Below are 18,985 nucleotides of genomic sequence, written 5' to 3' on the forward strand. Positions count from 1 at the left end.
CGTCCGAGCCCTAGAGGCGGCGTTGTTCGAGGGCCTGGAGGCCGACGAGGTCGTCGGGGGTGGCGTCGGCGCCGCCGTCCACGAGCCCGGGCAGCCGCGAGCGCAGCGCCACGACCGCCAGCACCGCCATCGCCACCGCGAACGCCACGTACATGAGCCCCACGCCCCGCCCCTCCCCGGTCCCGATGAGCGCGCCCACGGTGGAGGCGAGCGGCCCGTCCGGGGTGAGCAGCGGGTCGAGCACGGCCGCCCCGTACGGCGCCACCAGCCCGAAGCCCACCGGCAGCGTGGACCAGGCGATCAGCGTGTTCAGCGCGAACACCCGCCCGTGGAAGCGCTGCGGCACCTTGACCTGCACGATCGTGGCGTAGATGCCGTTGAGCAGCGTCACCCACAGCGACATGCCGAACGCCCCGACCCCGATCACCACGAGGTCCGCCCGCACCCCCGTCACCAGGCAGAACCCGGCCAGCGCGAGCGTGCACCAGAGCACGCCCCGCATCCGGCGGTGCACGGGCCCGCCCCACACCGTCATCCCCAGGCCGCCGACCAGCACCCCGAGCCCGGACAGGAACGAGATCCGCCCCACGTCCTGCAGCCCCGCGAACGACAGCACCAGCGGCGAGATCATCAGGAAGAGCGGCGACAGGAACACGTTCAGCACCGCGAAGAACACCAGCATGCGGCGGAAATCGAGCCGCCCCCACGAGTAGCGGAACCCGGCGACCAGCTCCGTCATGACCGGCTCCTTGCGCCGCCACGCCATCGTCGCGGGGAAGCGCACCAGCAGGGTCACCACGATCGCGAACACGTAACTGGCCACGTCGAGGACCAGGATGCCCTCCAGCCCGATGACCGCCAGCAGCCCGGCCGCCGCCAGCGGCACGATGAGCTGGCTGACCCCGTTGGCCATCTGGACGATGCCGTTGGCGTGCCCGAGGTGCCGCTTCGGGACGAGCTGCGGCACGGCTGAGCTGTAGGCGAGGCGCTGGAACGTCAGCGCCACCGACAGCAGCACGAGCAGCGGGTAGAGGTACGAGGTCCGCAGCTCGCCCGTCCACAGCAGCACGCCGAGCAGCAGTTGTGTGCCGAGCGCGCCGAAGTCGCCGTAGAGCATGACCTTACGGCGGTCGCCGCGGTCCACGATGGCGCCCGCCAGCGGCGCGACGACCATGCCGGGCACCAGGTTCAGCACGGCGAGCAGCGCGAACTGGGCGAGCGAGCCGGTGGTGAGGTAGATCCAGATGGGCAGGGCGAAGCCGGTCAGCGCCGAGCCCACGATCGAGACGAGCTGGCCCGCGGCGACGCCGAGGAAGCGCCGCATGCTCGGCTGCGGCCCCTCGCCGGGTCCCTGCCGCGCCGGGCCCCGGGCGGGCCGGCCGGCGTGGGAGACCTCGCGTAACCGCCAGTTGGCCGCTGCCGTCGAAGCCCCCGAGGTCGAAGCCTCCGAGGTCGAAGGTTCCGAGGTCGAAGGTTCCGAGGCCCGGGGTTCCGCCGCCGTGGGGGCGTTCCGTTCCAGGGCCGGGTGGACACGGGTGACGATCTCGGCCAGCTCCCGCGCCCGGTACTTCAGGAAGAAGTGCCCGGCCTCGTCCAGCTCCACCACGGCCGCCGTCGGGCTCAGGAAGTGCCACTCGCGGTAGCGCTCCTCGAAGTACTCGGTCGCCGGGTCGTGCTCGCCCGCCACGCTGATGATCGGCGCCCGCAGCGGCGTCACGGCGCGGTCGAAGAGGCCGGTGAAGTACTCCTCGGCCGCCTCGGTGTCCTCGCGCATGTTCCTGATGATGTGCCGCGCCTGCCCCGGTTCGAGCTCGCTCATGTCGAGCCCCATGGACGTCAGCCAGTTGGCGTAGCTGCGGTCGCCGCGCAGGTATTCGCGCCGGGCCAGCCGGGACAGCGCCGCCAGCGCCCGGTTCCCCGGCCGGGCGAACGGGAAGATCGCCCCGATGTAGACCGCTTCGAGCCGCCGTCCGGCCTCCTCCAGCCGCCGCGCGATCGCGACCGTCAGGGCCGACCCGACCCCGCAGTGCCCGTACAGCGCGAGCGGGCCGCGTACCTTCTCCAGGATCTCGCGCACGCACCGGTCGGCCACCTCCTCCAGCGGCAGCCGGTCCTCCTCCAGCCCCACGTCGTGGCCGGGGATGGCGACCGCCCACAGCGCGTGCGTGGCGGGCAGCGCGTCTGCCAGCGGCTGGTAGGCGACGGCCGAGCCGCCGCCGTACGGGACGCACACGTACGTGAGCTCGGTGCGGGTCCTGCGCGGCGTCAGCTCGTGCAGCAGCCCGCGCGGCCCGGCGGCGCCGGCGTCGGCGAACGCGGCCAGCTCCCGCACCGTCGGGTGCTTGAACAGGTCCACCACCGCGACCGGCGAGGCGAGCCGCCTGCGCAGCTTGGCCACGACCTTGATGGCGAGCAGCGAGTGGCCGCCGAGCTCGAAGAAGTCGTCGTCGACGCCGAACTCGGCGCCGTCCAGCACCTCCGCCCAGACGGCGCTCACCACCCGCTCGGTCTCGGTGCCGGGCGGGGTGCTCGTTCCGGCCGGGGCGCCAGCGGGTGTGCCAGTGGGTGTGCCGGTGGGGGCGGGCAGGCGGCGGCGGTCCACCTTGCCGTTGGCCGTGAGCGGGAGCCGGTCGAGGGCGACGAACCTGGCGGGCACCATGTACGCGGGCAGCGTCTCGGCCAGGTGGGCGCGCAGCCCCGCCGGGTCGGGGCGCGAGGTGACGACGTACGCGACGAGCTGCGTCCCCGTGCCCGTCCCGTCGGTGGTGACCACGCACTCGGCCACGTCGGGGTGGCGGGCGAGGTGGGTCTCGATCTCGCCCAGCTCGATCCGGTAGCCGCGGATCTTGACCTGGGCGTCGGCCCGGCCGAGGAACTCGATGACGCCGTCGGCGCCGTACCGGCCGAGGTCGCCGGTGCGGTAGAGGCGCTCGCCCGTGACCGGGTGGGTGAGGAAGGAGGCGGCGGTGCGCTCGGGGTCGCGCCAGTAGCCGGTGGCGACGCCGGCGCCGCCGATGTACAGGTCGCCGGGCACGCCCACCGGCATGTCGCGCAGCCCCGGGCCGAGGACGTGGAAGCTCTGGTTGGCCAGGGGCCGCCCGTACGGGATGGAGGTCCAGGACGGGTCCACCTCGCCGATGGGGTACGCGATGGACCAGATGGACCCCTCGGTGGCGCCGCCCAGGCTGATGACCCGCGCGTCCGGCGCCAGGGCGCGGATGCGGCCGGGGAGCGTGAGCGGGATCCAGTCGCCCGACAGCAGCACCAGCCTCAGCGAGCGCAGGTCGGTGCCCTCGTGCTCGGCGTGGTCCACCAGGAGCTCCATGAGCGCCGGTACGGAGTTCCAGACGGTGACGCGTTCCCGCTCCACCAGGCGCGCCCAGGCGGCCGGGTCCTTGTCGCCCGCCGGGTCGCCCATGACGAGCGTGGCCCCGGCGGCGAAGGCGCCGTACACGTCGTACACGGACAGGTCGAAGCCGAGCGCCGACAGGGCGAGGAACCGGTCGGCGGGGCCGACGCCGAAGCGGTGGTTGAGGTCGCGCACGGTGTTGAGCGCGGCCCGGTGCTCGATCATCACGCCCTTGGGGGCGCCGGTGGAGCCGGACGTGAAGATCACGTACGCGAGGTCGTCAGGCCCGGCCGGGCAGTCCGGCTCCGGCGCGTCGCCGCCGGGGACCGTCAGGCGGGTCACGCCGTCCGGCCAGGCCAGCTCCAGCCAGGGCTGGACGACGGCGATCGCGCACCCGCCGCGCTCGATCAGCTCGAAGCGCCGCCGCTCCGGCAGGTCGGCCTCGATCGGCAGGTACGCCGCCCCCGCCAGGTTGATCGCCGTCACCGCGACGGCCTGCTCCCAGCCCCGCTCCATCACCACCGCGACCAGCCGCCCCGGCCCGGCCCCGGCCGCCCGCAGCTCGGCGGCCAGCGCCCGCGCCCGCCGGCGGAGCTCCCCGTACGTGATCCCGCCGCCGGGGTGGCGCACGGCGACGGCGTCCGGCGGCGCGGCGGCCATGGCCGGCTCGTGGAGCAGGCCGGGCGGGCCGAGGTCGACGGCGGTGTCGTTCCAGCGGCGCCGCTGCTCCCGCTCCTCCGCCGTCAGCAGCTCCAGCCGCGACACCGGCGCCGCCGGGTCGGCCGCCACGCCCTCCAGCAGCGTGACGAGATGCCCGGCCATGCGCGCGATCCGCTCGCCGGAGAACAGCGCGGTGTTGTAGACGAACAGGCACGACCCGCCGCCCCCGCCGTAGAGCTCCAGGTCGAAGCGGGTCGCCCACACGCCCGGCTCGAACCCCTCCAGCGTCAGCGGCCCCGGCTCCGGCTCGCCGCCGTAGTACTGCATGGCCAGGATGACCTGGAACACCGGCGACCTGGACGGCTCCCGCGCCACGTTCAGCTCCTGCACCAGCCGCTCGAACGGCACGTCCTGGTGCGTGTACGCGTCCGTGGCGAGGTCGCGCACCCGGCACAGCAGCTCCGCGAACGACGGATCCCCGGACAGGTCCACCCGCATCGCCAGCATGTTGACGAAACACCCGATCAGGTGGTCCAGCTCGGGCAGCGACCGCCCGGCCACCGGCGAGCCGATCGCCACGTCGTCCTGCCCGGCGTACCGGCCGAGCAGCACCGCGTAGGCGGCCAGCAGCACCATGTACGGCGTCGCGCCGTGCTCGCGTCCCAGCCGGTCCAGCCGCGCGGCGAGCTCGGGGGCGATCGCGAAATGGTGCGCGGCGCCCGCGTAGGTCAGCTCGGGCGGCCGGGGCGCGTCGGCCGGCAGCTCCAGGGGCTCCAGCCCGGCCAGCCGCTCGCGCCAGAACTCCACGTCGCCGCCGGGCCGGGCGCGCTGCCAGGCGGCGAAGTCCCCGTACGTCACGGGCAGGGCGGGCGCCGTCCCGCCGGTGCAGAACGCCAGCAGCTCGCGCAGCAGCAGGTTCGCCGACCAGCCGTCGGCCGCGATGTGGTGCACGGCCAGGGCCAGCACGTGGTCGGCGGGCGCCAGCCGTACCAGCAGGGCCCTGATGACGGGGCCCGACGCCAGGTCGAACGGCTCGGCCAGGAACGGCCCCACCAGCTCCCGCGCCGCCTGCTCCGATCCCGCCTCGGCGACTGTGAGCGGCACCTCGGCCTCGTCCGAAACCAGCACGTCCGGCTGCCCGTCCGGGCCTTCGGGGAAGCGGGTGCGCAGCGGCTGGTGCCGCTCGCACACCCGGCGCAGCGCCGACCTGAGGGCGTCCGCCGTGAGCGGCCCGCGCACCCGCCGCACCAGCGGGATCGTATAGGCGGCGTTGCCGGGGGCGTACTGCTCCATGAACCACAGCCGCTCCTGCGCGTACGACAGGGGCGGCGCCTGGTGGGCGGGCAGCGCCGGGATCGCGGGCGCCGGGTCGCCGTGCCGGCGGTCGCGCCTGCGCAGCCGCTGGGTCAGCAGCGCCCGCTGTGCCTCGCTCAGCTCCGTCACGAATCCTCCCCCCGCAGGAGGCTCATGGCCTGCTCGTCGGAGAGCCCCGCCACCTCGGCCACCAGCGCCTCCTCCACGGCCTGCGCCAGGGAGGCGACCGTACGGCGGTCGAAGAGCGTGCGGATCGGCAGGTCCACGCCCGCGAGCGCGCGCAGCCTCGCGGCCACCCGGATGGCGAGCAGCGAGTGGCCGCCGAGGGCGAAGAAGTCGTCGAACGCGCCGATCTTGTCCGCGCCGAGCACCTCCGCCCAGACGTCGGCGACCAGTTCCTCGGCGTCGGTCCCGGGCGGGGTGGCGTCGTCTCCCACCGGGCCGTCCGGGGGCGGCAGCGCGGCCCGGTCCAGCTTGCCGTTGCGGGTGAGGGGCAGCGCGTCGAGCAGCACCCAGTGCGCGGGCACCAGGTACGGCGGCAGCACCCGCCCCGCATGGGCCGCGAGGGCGGTGGGCGCCAGGTCGGGGGAGCGCGGCACGACGTAGGCCACCAGATCCCCGTCCCTGGCGAGCACGGCCGCCTCCCGCACGCCGGGGTGGGCGAGCAGGCAGTGCTCGACCTCGCCCGGCTCGACCCGGAAGCCGCGCACCTTCACCTGGGAGTCGAGCCGGCCCAGGAACTCCAGCTGCCCGTCCCGCCGCAACCGCACCCGGTCGCCCGTGCGGAAGTAGCGACCGTCCGGGAGTGTGACGAAGGGCGCGTCGGAGGCGTTGAGGTAGCCGCGGGCCACGCCGGGACCGCCGATGTACAGCTCGCCGGGGGCTCCCGGCGGGGTGGGCGCGCCGTGCCGGTCGAGGATCTTGACCGGGGTCCCGGGCAGCGGGCGGCCGATCGGAGGGCGCACGTCGCCGCCCGTCGGCTCGTCGCCCGTCGGCTCGGTCCCGGTCGGATTGGTGCCCGTCGGATTGGTGCCCGCCGGGTCGGCGTCCGTCAGCTCGGCGGCCGTGGCGATGATCGTGGTCTCCGTGGGGCCGTACGTGTTGAGCAGGCGCACCCGGTCCCCGAAGCGGCCGCGCCAGCGCGCCACCGCGTCCGCGCGGACCTGCTCGCCGCCCAGGATGACCAGGCGCAGCCGTTCCGGCCAGGCGATCTCGTCGATCAGGTCCACGAGGTGGTGGAAGTAGGCGGTGGGCAGGTCCAGCACGGTCAGGTCGGGGCGGCGGGCCAGCAGGTCCGGGAGGGTCGCGCCGCCGTCCGGCAGCAGCTCGACCGTGGCACCGGCGGCCAGCGCGGGGTAGATCTCCTCGGCGTGCGTGTCGAAGCTCAGGGAGGCGAGCTGGACGACGCGGTCACCGGGGCGCAGGCCGTACGCGGTGCGCATCCACCGGACCCGCCCGGCCAGCCCGGCGCGCTCGACGGCGACGCCCTTGGGGGTGCCCGTGGAACCCGACGTGTGGATCACGTACGCCAGCCCGGGGAGCGGCTCCCGTCGCGTCCCGGCCGTGATGGCGGGCCCTTCCGAGACGGTCAGCGAGGTGCCGGCGGCCAGGGCGCGCAGGCGTTCCGGCGGGTACTCCGGGTCCAGCGGCACGTAGGCGGCGCCCGCCCGCCAGATGGCCAGCATGGCCACCACGGCGTCGATCGAGCGGCCCATCCGGAGCCCGACCAGGTCGCCGTCGCGCGCGCCCCGCTCGGCCAGCTCGGCGGCCAGCCGGGCCGCCCGCCGGTCCAGCTCGGCGTACGTCACGGACCCGGCACCGCACCGCACGGCCACCTCGCCGGGATGCGCGGCCACCGACTCGGCGACCATGTCCAGCACATCACCGGCCGACCCGCCGGCCCGCTCACCTGACACCATCCGGGAGTGGTCGGCCGGGGTGAGCAGCGGCAGGCGCGACAGCGGCACCCGCCGGTTCCCCTCGTCGGCCACCCCCCGCAGCACCACCGCGAACCGCTCCGCCAGCTCCGCCACCGTCTCCGCGTCGAACAGCCCGGCGTCGTACCCGAACGCCACCCGCAACCGCCCCGGCGAGCGCCACGCCTCCACCGTCAGGTCGAACTTGGCCTGCCGGAACCCGTCGTCGAAGAACGACATCCGAGCAGCCCCGAGCCGGTCGCGCTCGCCGGTGGCGGTCTGGCTGTTCAGCGTGAACAGGGTCTGGAACATCGGTTTCCTGGACAGGTCACGCTCGACGTCCAGCTCGGCCAGCAGTTGCTCGAAGGGCACGTCGTGGTGCGCCATCGCCTCCAGCACCGTCCCGCGCGTCCTGGCCAGCAGGTCCTCCAGCGCAGGGTCGCCCGACAGGTCGCCGCGCAGCACGAGCGTGGTGCTGAGGTAGCCGACGATCGGCTCCAGCTCCACCCGGTCCCGCCCCGCCGTCGGCGTCCCCACCAGGATGTCCTCCTGTCCCGTGTGCCGGGACAGCAGGATCTGGTACGCCGCCAGCAGCACCATGAACAGCGTGACCCGGTGCCGGCGCGCCGTCGCCTCCAGCTGCGCCAGCAGCTCGCCGGGCACCTCCATCACGTGGAAGTCGCCCCGCGTCGGGCCAGGGCGGTGCGGCCGGTCCGTGTGCAGGTCCAGCGTGGGCGGGTCGGCCAGCCGCGCCCGCCAGTACTCGAGCGCCGCGCTCCGGTCCTGCTCCCGCCGCCACCCGGCGACGTCCCCGTGCTGCACGGCCAGCGGCGGCAGCTCGGCCGAGCCGTACAGGGCGGCCAGGTCGTCCAGGAACACCGTGATCGACCAGCCGTCGGCCACGATGTGGTGCAGCACGACGCAGAGGACGTGGTCGTCCGGGCCGAGCCGGATGAGCGTGAGGCGCAGCGGCGGCGCGGCGCCGAGGTCGAGCGGGGCGTTCGTGCGGGCGGCGACGAGGGCGCGGGCCTCCGCCTCGTCGCGGGCGTCCAGGCGCTCGATCCGGGCGGGCGCGGGGCGCTCGACGACCGCCACCGGCCGCCCGTCCACCTCGGGGAACCGGGTCCGCAGCGACTCGTGCCTGGCCACCAGCCCGGTCAGCGCCCGCTCCAGCGCCGCCACGTCCAGCGGGCCGTGGAGCCTGCGCACGATGTACATGTTGTACGAGGCGTCGGACGGGTCCAGCCGGTGCAGGAACCACAGGCGTTCCTGCGCCGGGGAGAGCGGCGGCAGCGTGCCGGCCGGGCGCGGCACCAGCGGGCTGCCCTGCTCGCCCGCCAGGTCCTCCAGCGTCGCGGCGAACCCGGCCACCGTCGGATGCGTGAACAGCTCCCGCAGCGGCGCCGTCGTCCCCGCCGCCGCCAGCCGGGCGATGACCCGGGTGGCCAGCAGCGAGTGGCCGCCGAGGGCGAAGAAGTCGTCGTCCGCGCCGAGCGCGCCGGTGCCGAGCACCTCGGCGAAGATCCGCGCCACCTGCCGCTCGCGAGCGGTGGCGGGCGCCCCGCCCCGGCCCGCCGCCGGGCGCTCCGGCCGGGGCAGCGCCCGGCGGTCCACCTTGCCGTTCGGGGTCAGCGGCAGCGCCGCCAGCGGTACCACCACCGACGGGATCATGTACGGCGGCAGCCACTCGGCGGCCCGCTCCAGCAGGTCCTCCGGCAGGTCCATCGGCAGGTCCTCCGGCAGGGCGCCGTCCGCGGAGGCGGGCACCACGTACGCCACCAGCTCGCCGCCCCGCGCCATCACGGCCGCCCGGCGCACCTCCGGGTGGCGTTCGAGCGTGGCCTCGACCTCGCCGGGCTCCACCCGGTGCCCGCGCACCTTGACCTGCCCGTCGCCCCGCCCCAGGAACTCCAGCGTGCCGTCGCCGAGCCAGCGCACCCGGTCGCCCGTCCGGTACCACCCGCCGGGGAACGGCTCCGGCGGCTCGCCCGGCGAGCGCAGGTAGCCGAGCGCCAGCCCGGCCCCGCCGATGACCAGCTCCCCGGGGACGCCGACCGGCGCGGGGCGGCCCCACGGGTCGAGCACCCGGACCGTGGTGTTCGCGATCGGCCGCCCGATGAGCACCCGGTCGGGGGACGGCGGCACCTCCCAGGCGGTCGACCAGATCGTCGTCTCCGTCGGCCCGTACATGTTGAGCAGCCGCCCCACCCGCCTGCGCAGCCGCCTGGCCAGCGCGAGCGGCAGCGCCTCGCCCCCCGCCAGGGCCACCAGCCCGGACGGGTCCAGCCCGCCGGACAGCAGCATGCTCCACCCCGACGGCGTGGCCTGCACGTGCGTGACCCCGGCCGCGCCGACCAGCCGGGCCAGCGCCACTCCGTCGCGCGCGGTGGCGTCGTCGGCCAGCACCAGCCGCCCGCCCGTCACCAGGGGCAGGTAGAGCTCCAGCCCGGCGATGTCGAACGACAGCGCCGTGCTGCCCAGCCACACGTCCTCCGGACCCGACCCGAGGAGGTGCTCCATGCCGGCCAGCAGGTTGACGAGCGCCGCATGCGGCACCGCCACCCCCTTGGGCGTGCCGGTGGAGCCGGAGGTGTGCAGCACGTAGGCGGGCGCGCCGGCCGCCTCGGGAAGCGCCGCCCCGGGAAGCGCCGTCTCTGGAAGTGCCGTCTCGGGAAGCGGCGTCCCAGCGTGGAGGGCCTCCGGGCCGAGCCGTTCGACGTGCTCGGGCAAGGGGGCGGACGGCCCGGCCAGCGCGAGCCGTACCCCCGCCTGGTCGAGCATGGCCGTGACGCGCGCGCCCGGCAGCGCCGGGTCCACCGGCAGGTACGCGGCCCCGGCCGCCAGCACGCCCAGCAGCGTCCCCGGCAGGTCGGCCGAGCGCGGCACGCACACCGCGACCACCGACCCGGGACCGGCCCCGCGCGCCGCCAGCACCCCGGCGACGAGCCGGGCGCGCGCGGCCACCTCGCCGTAGGCGCGCCGCTCGGAGCCGCACTCCACCGCCACGGCGTCCGGCCGCGAGCCCGCCCGCCGCAGGAACAGGTCCACGACGGTGCCGGACGGCACCTGCAGCGCGGTGCCGTTCCACGAGTCGAGCAGCCGACGCTCGTCCTCCGGCATCGGCTCCAGCTCGGACAGCCGCGCGCCGGGATCGCGGACGGCGCACTCCAGCAACGCGCGGTAGCGCGCCGCGAACCGCGCCACCGTCTCCGGCGAGAACAGCTCGGCGGCGTAGACGAACGCGCCGCGAAGGCCGCCGTTCCGCTCACCGTCCGGCCACAGGTCCACCCGGAGGTCCACCATGGCGGGCGGCGCGCCGTGCGGGAACGGCTCGCTCTCCAGCCCCGCGAACGTCGTGGCCTCGCCGTACCCGACCGCCGCGTTGTGCAGCCCGAACATGGTCTGGAAGAGCGGCGTGCGGCTGAGGTCGCGTTCGATGTCGAGCGCCGACAGCACCCGCTCGACAGGCGTCCCGCCGTGCGCCATCGCCTCCAGCACGGTACGGCGGGTGCGCTTCAGCAGCTCGGTGAACGGGGGATCGCCCGACAAGTCGCCCCTGAGCACCATCGTGGAGGCGAACATCCCGACCATCGGCTCCAGCTCGGGCCGGTCGCGCCCGGCCGTGGGGGAGCCGGCCACGATGTCGTCCTGCCCGGTGTGCCGGGCGAGCAGCGCCTGATAGGCGGCCAGCAGCACCATGAACGGCGTGCACCGCTCCGCCCTGGCCAGCCGCCGCACCGCGCCGACCAGGGCCGGGTCGAGGTCGAACCACACCTCGGCGCCCGCGCTGCCCCGGCGGGCCGGGCGCGGCCGGTCCAGCGGCAGCTCCAGCGGCGCGGCGCCGTCCAGCCTGGCCGTCCAGTAGCCGACGTCGGCGTCCGCGGCCCGCTGCGCGTCGGCGTACTCGCCGTACGTCGTGGCCAGCGGCGGCAGGTCGGCGCGCGTGCCGTCGAGCCGGGCGGTGTAGCACCTGGCCAGGTCGTCCATGAGCACGTTCAGCGACCAGCCGTCGCCGATGATGTGGTGCAGCACGACGCACAGCACGTGGTCGGCGGGGCCCAGCCGGACCAGCGTGACGCGCAGCGGCGGCGCGGAGCCCAGCTCGAACGGGGTGTTCGCGCGCTCCTCCAGCAGCCGGGCGGCCTGCTCCGGCGTGTCCAGGTCGACCCGCTCGACCGGTACGGGGCCCGGCGGGTCGACGACGGCGACCGGCCGGCCGTCGTGTCCGGGGAAGCGGGTGCGCAGCGGCTCGTGCCGCGCCACGACGTCGGCGAACGCGCCGGTCAGCGCGCCGGCGTCGAGCGGGCCGCGGATCCGGCGCACCACGGCCACCCGGTAGGCGGGGTCGGCGGGGTCGAGCCGGTGCAGGAACCAGAGGCGCTCCTGGCCGAGTGAGATCATGCGCGCAGCTCGCTGACCGCCGCGGCCACGCCGCCGACCGTGGGATCCTCCAGGAACACGTCGAACGGCACCTCGACGCCGAGCCGTTTCCTGATCCTGGCGCTGATCTGGGTGATGGTCAGCGAGTGGCCGCCGAGGTCGTACAGGTCCTCGTCGGGGGAGATGTCGTCGATGCGCAGGACCTCCATCCAGATGTGCCGGATCTGCTCGACCAGCTCGCCGTCGAGCGTCGCGGCGTCCGCGTGCGGTACGGGCGCCTCGACCGGCGGCGCGGCTCCGGGCGCGGCGTTCCTGGCGGCGGCGGGCAGGGGCAGGTCGGCGAGCCGGAGCGCGGGATCGCAGGCCAGCACCGCCCGCAGGTGCTCGCCGGCCGCCGCCACGTGCTCCCGATCGATGAGGTCGGGGCTGTAGTGCAGGGTCAGCCGCAGCCCGTCGTCGCCGTCCACGGCCTGCAGGTGCAGCACGTTCCGCACCATGTGGTTGGACATCTTCCACTCGGCGCTCACCGACAGCCCGGGGAAGGCCACGTCGGCCGCGCGCCGCCGGAAGCTGATCGACACGGGCGCCAGCGCGGGCCGCGGCCGGATGCCGCCGGCGGCCCTGGCGGCGGGCACGTCGCGGATGCGGTTGAGCTGCCGGAGCTGCGCCCGCAGCTCGCCGGCCAGCTCGGCCAGGGTCGTGTCCGGCGCTGGCGCGGAGTAGACGGGCAGCTCGGTGGCGAACAGGCCGATGTGGTCCCGCGTCTCCCGGCTCCTGGTGGACATGGCGATCGCGACCGCCGCCTCGGCGTTGCCGTACCCGAAGAGCAGGGCGTGCACGCCCGTCAGGAACCACTCGAACCGGCTGCCCCCGGTGCGCTCCCACCCGGACATCGCGTCCGTCAGGTCGAGCAGCACCGTCTCGCCGCGGCCCGCCGTGCGCGCCGTCCGCGCTTCGCCGCCGATCACGACCGCGGTCAGGTCGCGCCAGCGCTCCCGCCAGTACGCCGCGGCCTCGGGCGGGATCGCGGCGGCGGACCCGTACGGCATGGGCAGCGGCGGCAGCGGCCGGCCCGAGTACGCCGCCGCCAGGTCGCGCACCAGCAGGTCCTTCGACATGCCGTCGAACACCAGGTGGTGCCCCACGAACAGCAGCAGGTGCCGCGACGGCGTCACCTCCGCCAGCGTGAACCGCGCCAGCGGCCCCCGCCCCGGGTCGAACGGCCGGGCGATCTCCTCGCGGAGCAGCGCGTCCGCGTCCGGCGCCCGCGTGAACTCCACGGGCGGCCGGTCCGCGGCCGGCACCAGGTGCAGCTCGCCGTCGCGGTCCTCGAAAGCGCACCCCAGCACCGGCTGGCGGGCGAGCACCGACTCGCACGCCTTGAGCATCGCCCCCCGGTCCAGCGGCCCGTCCAGCCACAGGGCGAACGGCATGTGGTACGTCGTCCCGGTGCCGTGCATCATCTCGGTGATCCACATGCCGTGCTGGGCCTGCGAAGCCAGGACCATGCGTCACTCCTCTGCCATACGGCGCAGTTCGCGCTTGATGACCTTGCCCGCGGCGTTCCTGGGCAGGGCGTCCAGGGTGAGCAGCACCGTGGGGAGCTCGTGGGCGGCCAGCCGGGGGGCGAGGAAGGCCCGCACGTCGCGGAGCGCCAGCGGCCCGCCTGCCACCACGGCGGCGGCCACCGCCATGCCCATCACCGGGTGCGGCACCCCGAACACCGCCGCGTCCGCCACGGCCGGGTGCTCGTGCAGCGCCGCCTCCACCTGGAGGGTCGACACCTTGAACGCGCCCGACTTGATCACGTCGCTGTCGCGGTCGACGAGATACAGGTAGCCGTCGTCGTCGAGGTAGCCGAGGTCGCCCATCCGCACCCAGCCGTCCCGCCGGAAGGCGTCGTCCCGGTCCCCGCCGTAGGAGGTGCGGGGGTGCGCCGCGGCCCGCAGCCACACCTCGCCGGTCCGGCCGGGACCGGCCGGAGCGCCGTCCTCGCCGGCGACCTTGAGCGCGGAGCCGCCCGCCGCGCGGCCCAGCGAGCCGGGGCGGTCGGGGTCGTAGATCATGATGGTCTGGGCCGGGGCCGCCTCGGTGGAGGTGTAGTAGTTCGCGACGGTCGCGTTGCGGAACGCCCCCGTCAGCCCGGCGGCCACCGCCGGGGGCAGCGCGGCGGCGGCTGAGCCGAGCAGCAGCACGCTGGACAGGTCGTGGCGCTCGTGCACGCGGGCGCTCAGCAGCTCGGCGGCCATCGCGGGCACGACGAAGACGGTGCCGGCCGCGTACGCCTCGATCAGGGCGGCGAAGCGGGCCGGGGTGAACAGCGGGAGCGTGACCACGGCCGGCGCGGCGGTGAGCGCGTGCAGCAGCATCACCTGGCCGGCGTTCGTGCCGATGGGGAAGGCGTGCACCAGATGCCGGGAGTGCGCGAAGGGGCGGCGCTTGGGGTGGACGGGCGGGGAGGTCAGGTTCGCGTGGGTGGCGGCGACGGCCTTGGGGCGGCCGGTCGTGCCGGAGGTGTAGAGGATCTGGGCGAGCGCCAGCGGGTCCAGCTCCGGCAGCTCGCCCGTGCCGCTTTTTCCCGATAATTCGCCGTACGGGATGAGCGGCGGAAGCTTGTGCGGGACCTCGTGCGGGAACGCGGTTCCGCCGCCGCCGTGCACCACCGCCGCGGCCCCGCAGTGCTCGATCATGTACGCCAGCTCCGGCGGCGCCAGCCGGTCCGGCAGCGGCACCGCCACGCCGCCCGCCTTCAGCACGGCCATCCAGCTCACCGCGTAGTCCAGCCAGTCGCGGGCGCCGAAGACCAGCGCGATCCGGGCGCCGCCGAGGGGGCCGGGGAGCGCGCGGGCGACGGAGGTGGCGCGCTCGTCCCACTCGGCCAGGGTCAGGCTGCCCTGTCCGGCGACGATCAGCGCCTCGTGGTCGGGGTCGGTGGCGGCTCGGGACGTCAGGAGATCGGGCACTGGAAGGGCCGACTGAACCACCCCCAGAATTATTTTCGCCGTGCGGCTTGACGCTAGAAAAAATGCACATACGCGTCAAGCCCTTGCCCGCGGGCGCTTGCCGACGTCCGCCGGCGCGTGACACACTCGCCCCGGATTCCCCGACAAGGGAGGGTTCGCCAGGTGCTGATGGATGGGGAGCTACACGAACGGCTCGCCGACATGATCGCCAAAGCCGCCGACGGGGCGGTCGATCCAGCCGAGGTGCTGGCCGGGCAGGCCCGGCTGAGCGATCTCGGCGTCACCTCACTGGCCTATCTGCGGTTGATCGACGCGGTGGACGCCGAGTTCGGGGTGGAGCTCGATCCGGCGGCCGTCGACAGCCTCGACTCGCTGGTGGACTACATACGGCTCCATGGGTGAGACCTGTGAGGAGCAGCCGCCGACCGGGTTGCTGACCGGGCCAACAGCCGGGCCGTCAACAGGGCCGTCAACAGGGCCGCCGACAGGGCCGTCGGCCGGAGCGTCGGCCGGGCCGCTGACGTGGGGGCAGCAGGACATCTGGCGGGCGGTGGTCGCCGCCGCGCCCCAGGAGCGCTACCTCACCATCGTCCGCTCCTTCGCCGCCCCCAGGCGCCGCCCCGTCACCGTCGAACGCGCCGCCCTGGCACTGGAGCGGCTGGTCGCCAGGCACGAGTCCCTGCGCACCCGGCTCACCGGGCCCCGCGACGCGCCGCTCCAGCAGGTCTCGGCGGTGGTGCGGCCGCTCTACGAGGTGGTCACGGAGCCCGTGGAGGAGGTGTGCGAGCGGCTGGCGGCGGAGCCGTTCGCGTACTGGGACGAGTGGCCGCTGCGGGTGGCGTTCGTGGTGGACGGGGGATATGTCCGGCATATCGTGCTCATCCTGTGCCACCTCGCCGCCGACGGGCACGCCGCCGAGCTCCTGGTCAAGGACTTCCGCCTGCTCCTGCTCCGCGACACCCTGCCGCCTCCGGACGGCGCCACCCCCCGCGAACTGGCCGCCTGGCAGCACTCGGACGCCGGGCGGCGGGTCTCGGAGGAGGCGATCGCGTGGTGGCTGGAGGAGTACGCCCGGATGGATCCCGTGCCACCGTACGCGCACACGCCTGAGGAGCCGCGCTTCCTGGAGGCCACGCTGCGCTCGCCCGGCCTGGCCGCCGCCACGCGGGCGGTCGCCGCCCGCAACCGCGTCAGCTCCTCGACCGTGCTGCTGGCCGCGGCGATGCGGCTGGCCGGCGGGCTGACCGGGCAGCGGCACTGCGGCATGCGGGTGATCGTCAACAACCGCTTCGCGGCCGGCCGGCGTGACGCCGTCGCCACGATCTCGCAGGAGGCGCTGGTGGTGCTGGACCTCGACGCTCCTTCCTTCGACGCGCTGGTACGCCAGGCGTGGGGGAGGGCGATGCGGGCGTACCGGCAGGCGCAGTACGACCCGTACGCGATGGAGGCGGCCGTCACCGGCGCCGGTCCCGGGATCAGGTCGTTCGGCTGCTTCAACGACCAGCGGCTCGCCCAGGAGGACGGCGCCGCCGGCGCGAGCACCGAGCCGGCGGCGAGGAGGAACGGCGCCCCCGGGGAGAAGATCGAGATGGCGGCGGCGCGTACGGACGGCACGGGCGAGGGGAAGACGGAGGTGGCCTGGACCGACGCGATGGACCGCAACATCTGCGACTTCCGCCTGCACGTCGGCGGCGAGCCGGGCGGCATGGAGGTCTCCTGCTACGCCGACACCGCCCTGCTGCCGCCGTCCGGCATCGAACGCTACCTGCTCGACCTGGAGGGGCTGATCCTGGAAGCCGCGCGAGCATGAGCCTGTACGCCGAGGCGACGTCCTGCGCGCAGGGGGAGGCACTGCGCTTCCGGCTGCTCGACGGCGAGGGCGGGCCGATCGCGGTGGAGGACGTGCCGTCGGGGCGGCTGGTGCTGCGGGACGCGGCGGCGCCGGGCCCTGCCTGGACGCTCAAGGTAGGATCCGACTGGCCCAGCTCCCTCTACCGAGCCATTTACCACGATTTTTCGGCATATTTCGTGGTTCGTGCGGCGGCGCCCGCTTCGCCCATCCTGGTGTCGATCCCGTTCCCCACATGGGAGGCGTACAACCGGCCCGGCGTCCCCGGCGAGGGCCTCTACCAGTCGGAGCAGCCCGACCGGGCCGTCAAGGTCACCTTCGACCGGCCGGGCGCCGGACCGCAGATCGAGGAGTGGGAGCTCGGCCTGTTGCGCTGGCTCGACCCCGCCGGCTACACCGTCGACTACTGCTCCGGCCTCGACCTGCACGGCGGCCTCCCCCTGCTCTCCCGCTACCGCCTGCTGGTCGTCAACGGCCACGACGAGTACTGGTCGTGGGAGATGCGCGACGCGGCCGAGGAGTTCGCCCGGCGCGGCGGGAACATCGCCATCTTCTCCGGCAACACCTGCTGGTGGCAGGTCCGCTTCGAGGACGACCTGCGTACCATGGTCTGCTACCGCGACGCCGCCACCGACCCCCTCGCCGCCACCGACCCCGGCCGCGTCACCGTCGAGTGGCCGAACGAGCCCGTCAACCGCCCCGAGAACACGCTGACCGGCCTGTCGTTCAGGAACGGCGCCGGCTGCTGGGTGGACTCGCGCGTCATGGCCCAGGAGTCCTACACCGCCCGGTTCACCGACCACTGGGTCTTCGAGGGCACCGGGCTGGCGGACGGCGACACGTTCGGGCGCGGGGCCATCGGCTACGAGACGGACGCCGCCGACCTGGAGTGGGTGGCCGGCGTGCCCAGGGCGTCCGGCCGCGACGGCACCCCGCCGTCCTTCGTCGTCCTCGCCACCGCCGACCTGTCCCACTGGCGCCGCTACGGCAAGGGCGGGGCGGCCACGATGGGCGTCCACCGGCTCGGCTCCGGCACCGTCTTCAACGCGGGCACCATCAACTGGGGCAACACCCTCCACGACCCGGTGCTGGCCACCATCACCCGCAACGTCCTCAACCGCCTCTCCCACCCGCCCCCCACCCCCACCTGGGACCCGATCGGCCCCACCCCACACCCCACCCAGCCTGACCCACCGGCAGCGGCACCCCCGATGGTGGAAGGCGGCGCACCGGCAGCGGCACCTCCGGTGGCGGAGGGCGGCCCATCGACTGCGACGCCCCAGGTGGCGGAGGGCCGCCCGCCGGAGGTGGCACCCCTGGCGGTGAAGGGCGGAGCGCCGGAGGCGGCACTCCATGGGCCGGAGGAGGGCACACCCGACGCAGCGGCTCCGGCGGCGGATGGTGGCACGTCTGATGTGGTGGGGCGCCCAGCGTCTGCTCCGGCCGCTTCGCCCGCGCGGGCGGCCGCGCACCTTGCGCCGGACTCCGCCGTACACCTCCTCGCCGACGCGGCGCCTGGAAAGGCGAGGGAAGGCACACCGGCTCTGGCGGCCCACGAGAGGGATGATGGCACCTCAGATGGGGCGGGCCAGGGGGCCGAGAGTGACGGGCTTCATGTGACGGCGCGCGGGACGGAGGACGGCGGGTCCGATGGGGTGGGCCAGGGAGCGGGGGGCGGCGCGTCCCATGTGGCCGCTCACAGGACGGCGGGTGGGCGGCGGCGGGGTGGGGCGGTGCGGGCGTTGGTGTGCTGCGAGAGCCGCCTGTACGCCGTGTGCCCCGACGGGACGCTGGCCGTGCGCGACGTCTCCGGCCAGAACCTTCCCTGGCAGACGATCGGCGAGACGGACGCGCTCGCCCTCGCCGCGCCCCGCGAGGCGCACGGCGGGCCACCGGCCGGCCTGTACGGCGTCGCCCCCGACGGCACGATCCGCTACCGCGACCCCGTCGAGCAGCCGCGGCCGTGGCGGGACGTGAGCCGGGCTCCGGACGGCACCATCGGGCTGGCCGCCGTGGACGAGGGGCTGTTCGCCGTGACCGCGGCCGGCGAGCTGTGGCATCTGCCCATCCGGCGGCTCGACGAGCACGACTGGCGGAGCGTGGGCCCGGCCGCCGGGACGGCCCCGCCCACCCCGGCCACGCCGGTCACTATCTCAGCCGCGTCGGTCACCCCGGCCACGCCGGTCACCCCGGCGGCCGGTCTGACCGCGATGAACGGCCGTCTGTTCGCCATGGCCGCGGACCGCATCCTGATCAGGACCGCCGAGCGGCATGAGGCCCCTTGGAACGACCTGGGCCCCGCTGCGGGCTGCACCGCGCTGGCCGCCACCGGCGGACGGCTCATCGGCGCCGGCCCCGACGGCCTCCTCCGCTGGCGCTCCCTGTGAGCGGCCCCTGAGCCCCCGCGTGACGTCCCACGGCCGACCCAGGTGGAAGGTCCCATGGGCGGGATCCGCGTGGAAGGCCCCATGGGCCGATCCGGGTGGAAGGCCCCAGAGGCCGCATGACGTTCACCGATCCCCTCGGGGGACCTCGAGCCGACGGGAACCCGTGG

General features: G+C 75.1%; 7 protein-coding genes. 3 read left to right on the top strand and 4 right to left on the bottom strand.

All coding sequences use genetic code 11. The features are described from left to right. Window positions 1-10: 10 nt before the first annotated feature. From FH608_RS14455 to FH608_RS14470, 4 genes are read right to left on the bottom strand one after another with little or no spacing between them, the layout of a single operon-like run. Entirely contained in the window at window positions 11-5,452 is a 5,442-nt protein-coding gene (locus FH608_RS14455) for a non-ribosomal peptide synthetase/MFS transporter (RefSeq protein WP_139631024.1), read from the bottom strand. Beyond that, window positions 5,449-11,640 carry a non-ribosomal peptide synthetase gene (locus FH608_RS14460; RefSeq protein ID WP_139631025.1) on the bottom strand — a complete coding sequence of 2,064 codons (6,192 nt, stop codon included), beginning with the start codon at window positions 11,638-11,640 and terminating at the stop codon, window positions 5,449-5,451. The genes FH608_RS14455 and FH608_RS14460 overlap by 4 nt, the downstream gene beginning before the upstream one ends. After that, the gene (locus tag FH608_RS14465) at window positions 11,637-13,127 is read right to left on the bottom strand and encodes a condensation domain-containing protein (protein WP_139631026.1); all 1,491 of its coding nucleotides are present in this window, start codon (window positions 13,125-13,127) and stop codon (window positions 11,637-11,639) included. The genes FH608_RS14460 and FH608_RS14465 overlap by 4 nt, the downstream gene beginning before the upstream one ends. Before the next feature lie 3 nt (window positions 13,128-13,130). Then, window positions 13,131-14,582: a class I adenylate-forming enzyme family protein gene (locus tag FH608_RS14470; protein WP_139631027.1), complete on the bottom strand. Its 1,452-nt coding sequence runs from the start codon at window positions 14,580-14,582 to the stop codon at window positions 13,131-13,133. Between the two features lie 168 nt (window positions 14,583-14,750). Between FH608_RS14470 and FH608_RS14475 the strand changes: the two genes are divergently transcribed. The 3 genes from FH608_RS14475 to FH608_RS14485 are packed head-to-tail and all read left to right on the top strand — an operon-like array spanning window position 14,751 to window position 18,818. Next, window positions 14,751-14,984 carry an acyl carrier protein gene (locus FH608_RS14475; protein WP_139631028.1) on the top strand — a complete coding sequence of 78 codons (234 nt, stop codon included), beginning with the start codon at window positions 14,751-14,753 and terminating at the stop codon, window positions 14,982-14,984. Further along, window positions 14,977-16,392, top strand: coding sequence for a condensation domain-containing protein (locus FH608_RS14480; RefSeq protein ID WP_139631029.1), 1,416 nt, complete (start codon window positions 14,977-14,979; stop codon window positions 16,390-16,392). Before FH608_RS14475 ends, FH608_RS14480 begins: the two co-directional genes overlap by 8 nt. Beyond that, window positions 16,389-18,818, top strand: coding sequence for a N,N-dimethylformamidase beta subunit family domain-containing protein (locus FH608_RS14485; RefSeq protein ID WP_139631030.1), 2,430 nt, complete (start codon window positions 16,389-16,391; stop codon window positions 18,816-18,818). The genes FH608_RS14480 and FH608_RS14485 overlap by 4 nt, the downstream gene beginning before the upstream one ends. The last annotated feature ends 167 nt before the right edge of the window (window positions 18,819-18,985 follow it).

Source organism: Nonomuraea phyllanthi (assembly GCF_006334985.2).
Taxonomy (GTDB): Bacteria; Actinomycetota; Actinomycetes; order Streptosporangiales; family Streptosporangiaceae; genus Nonomuraea; species Nonomuraea phyllanthi.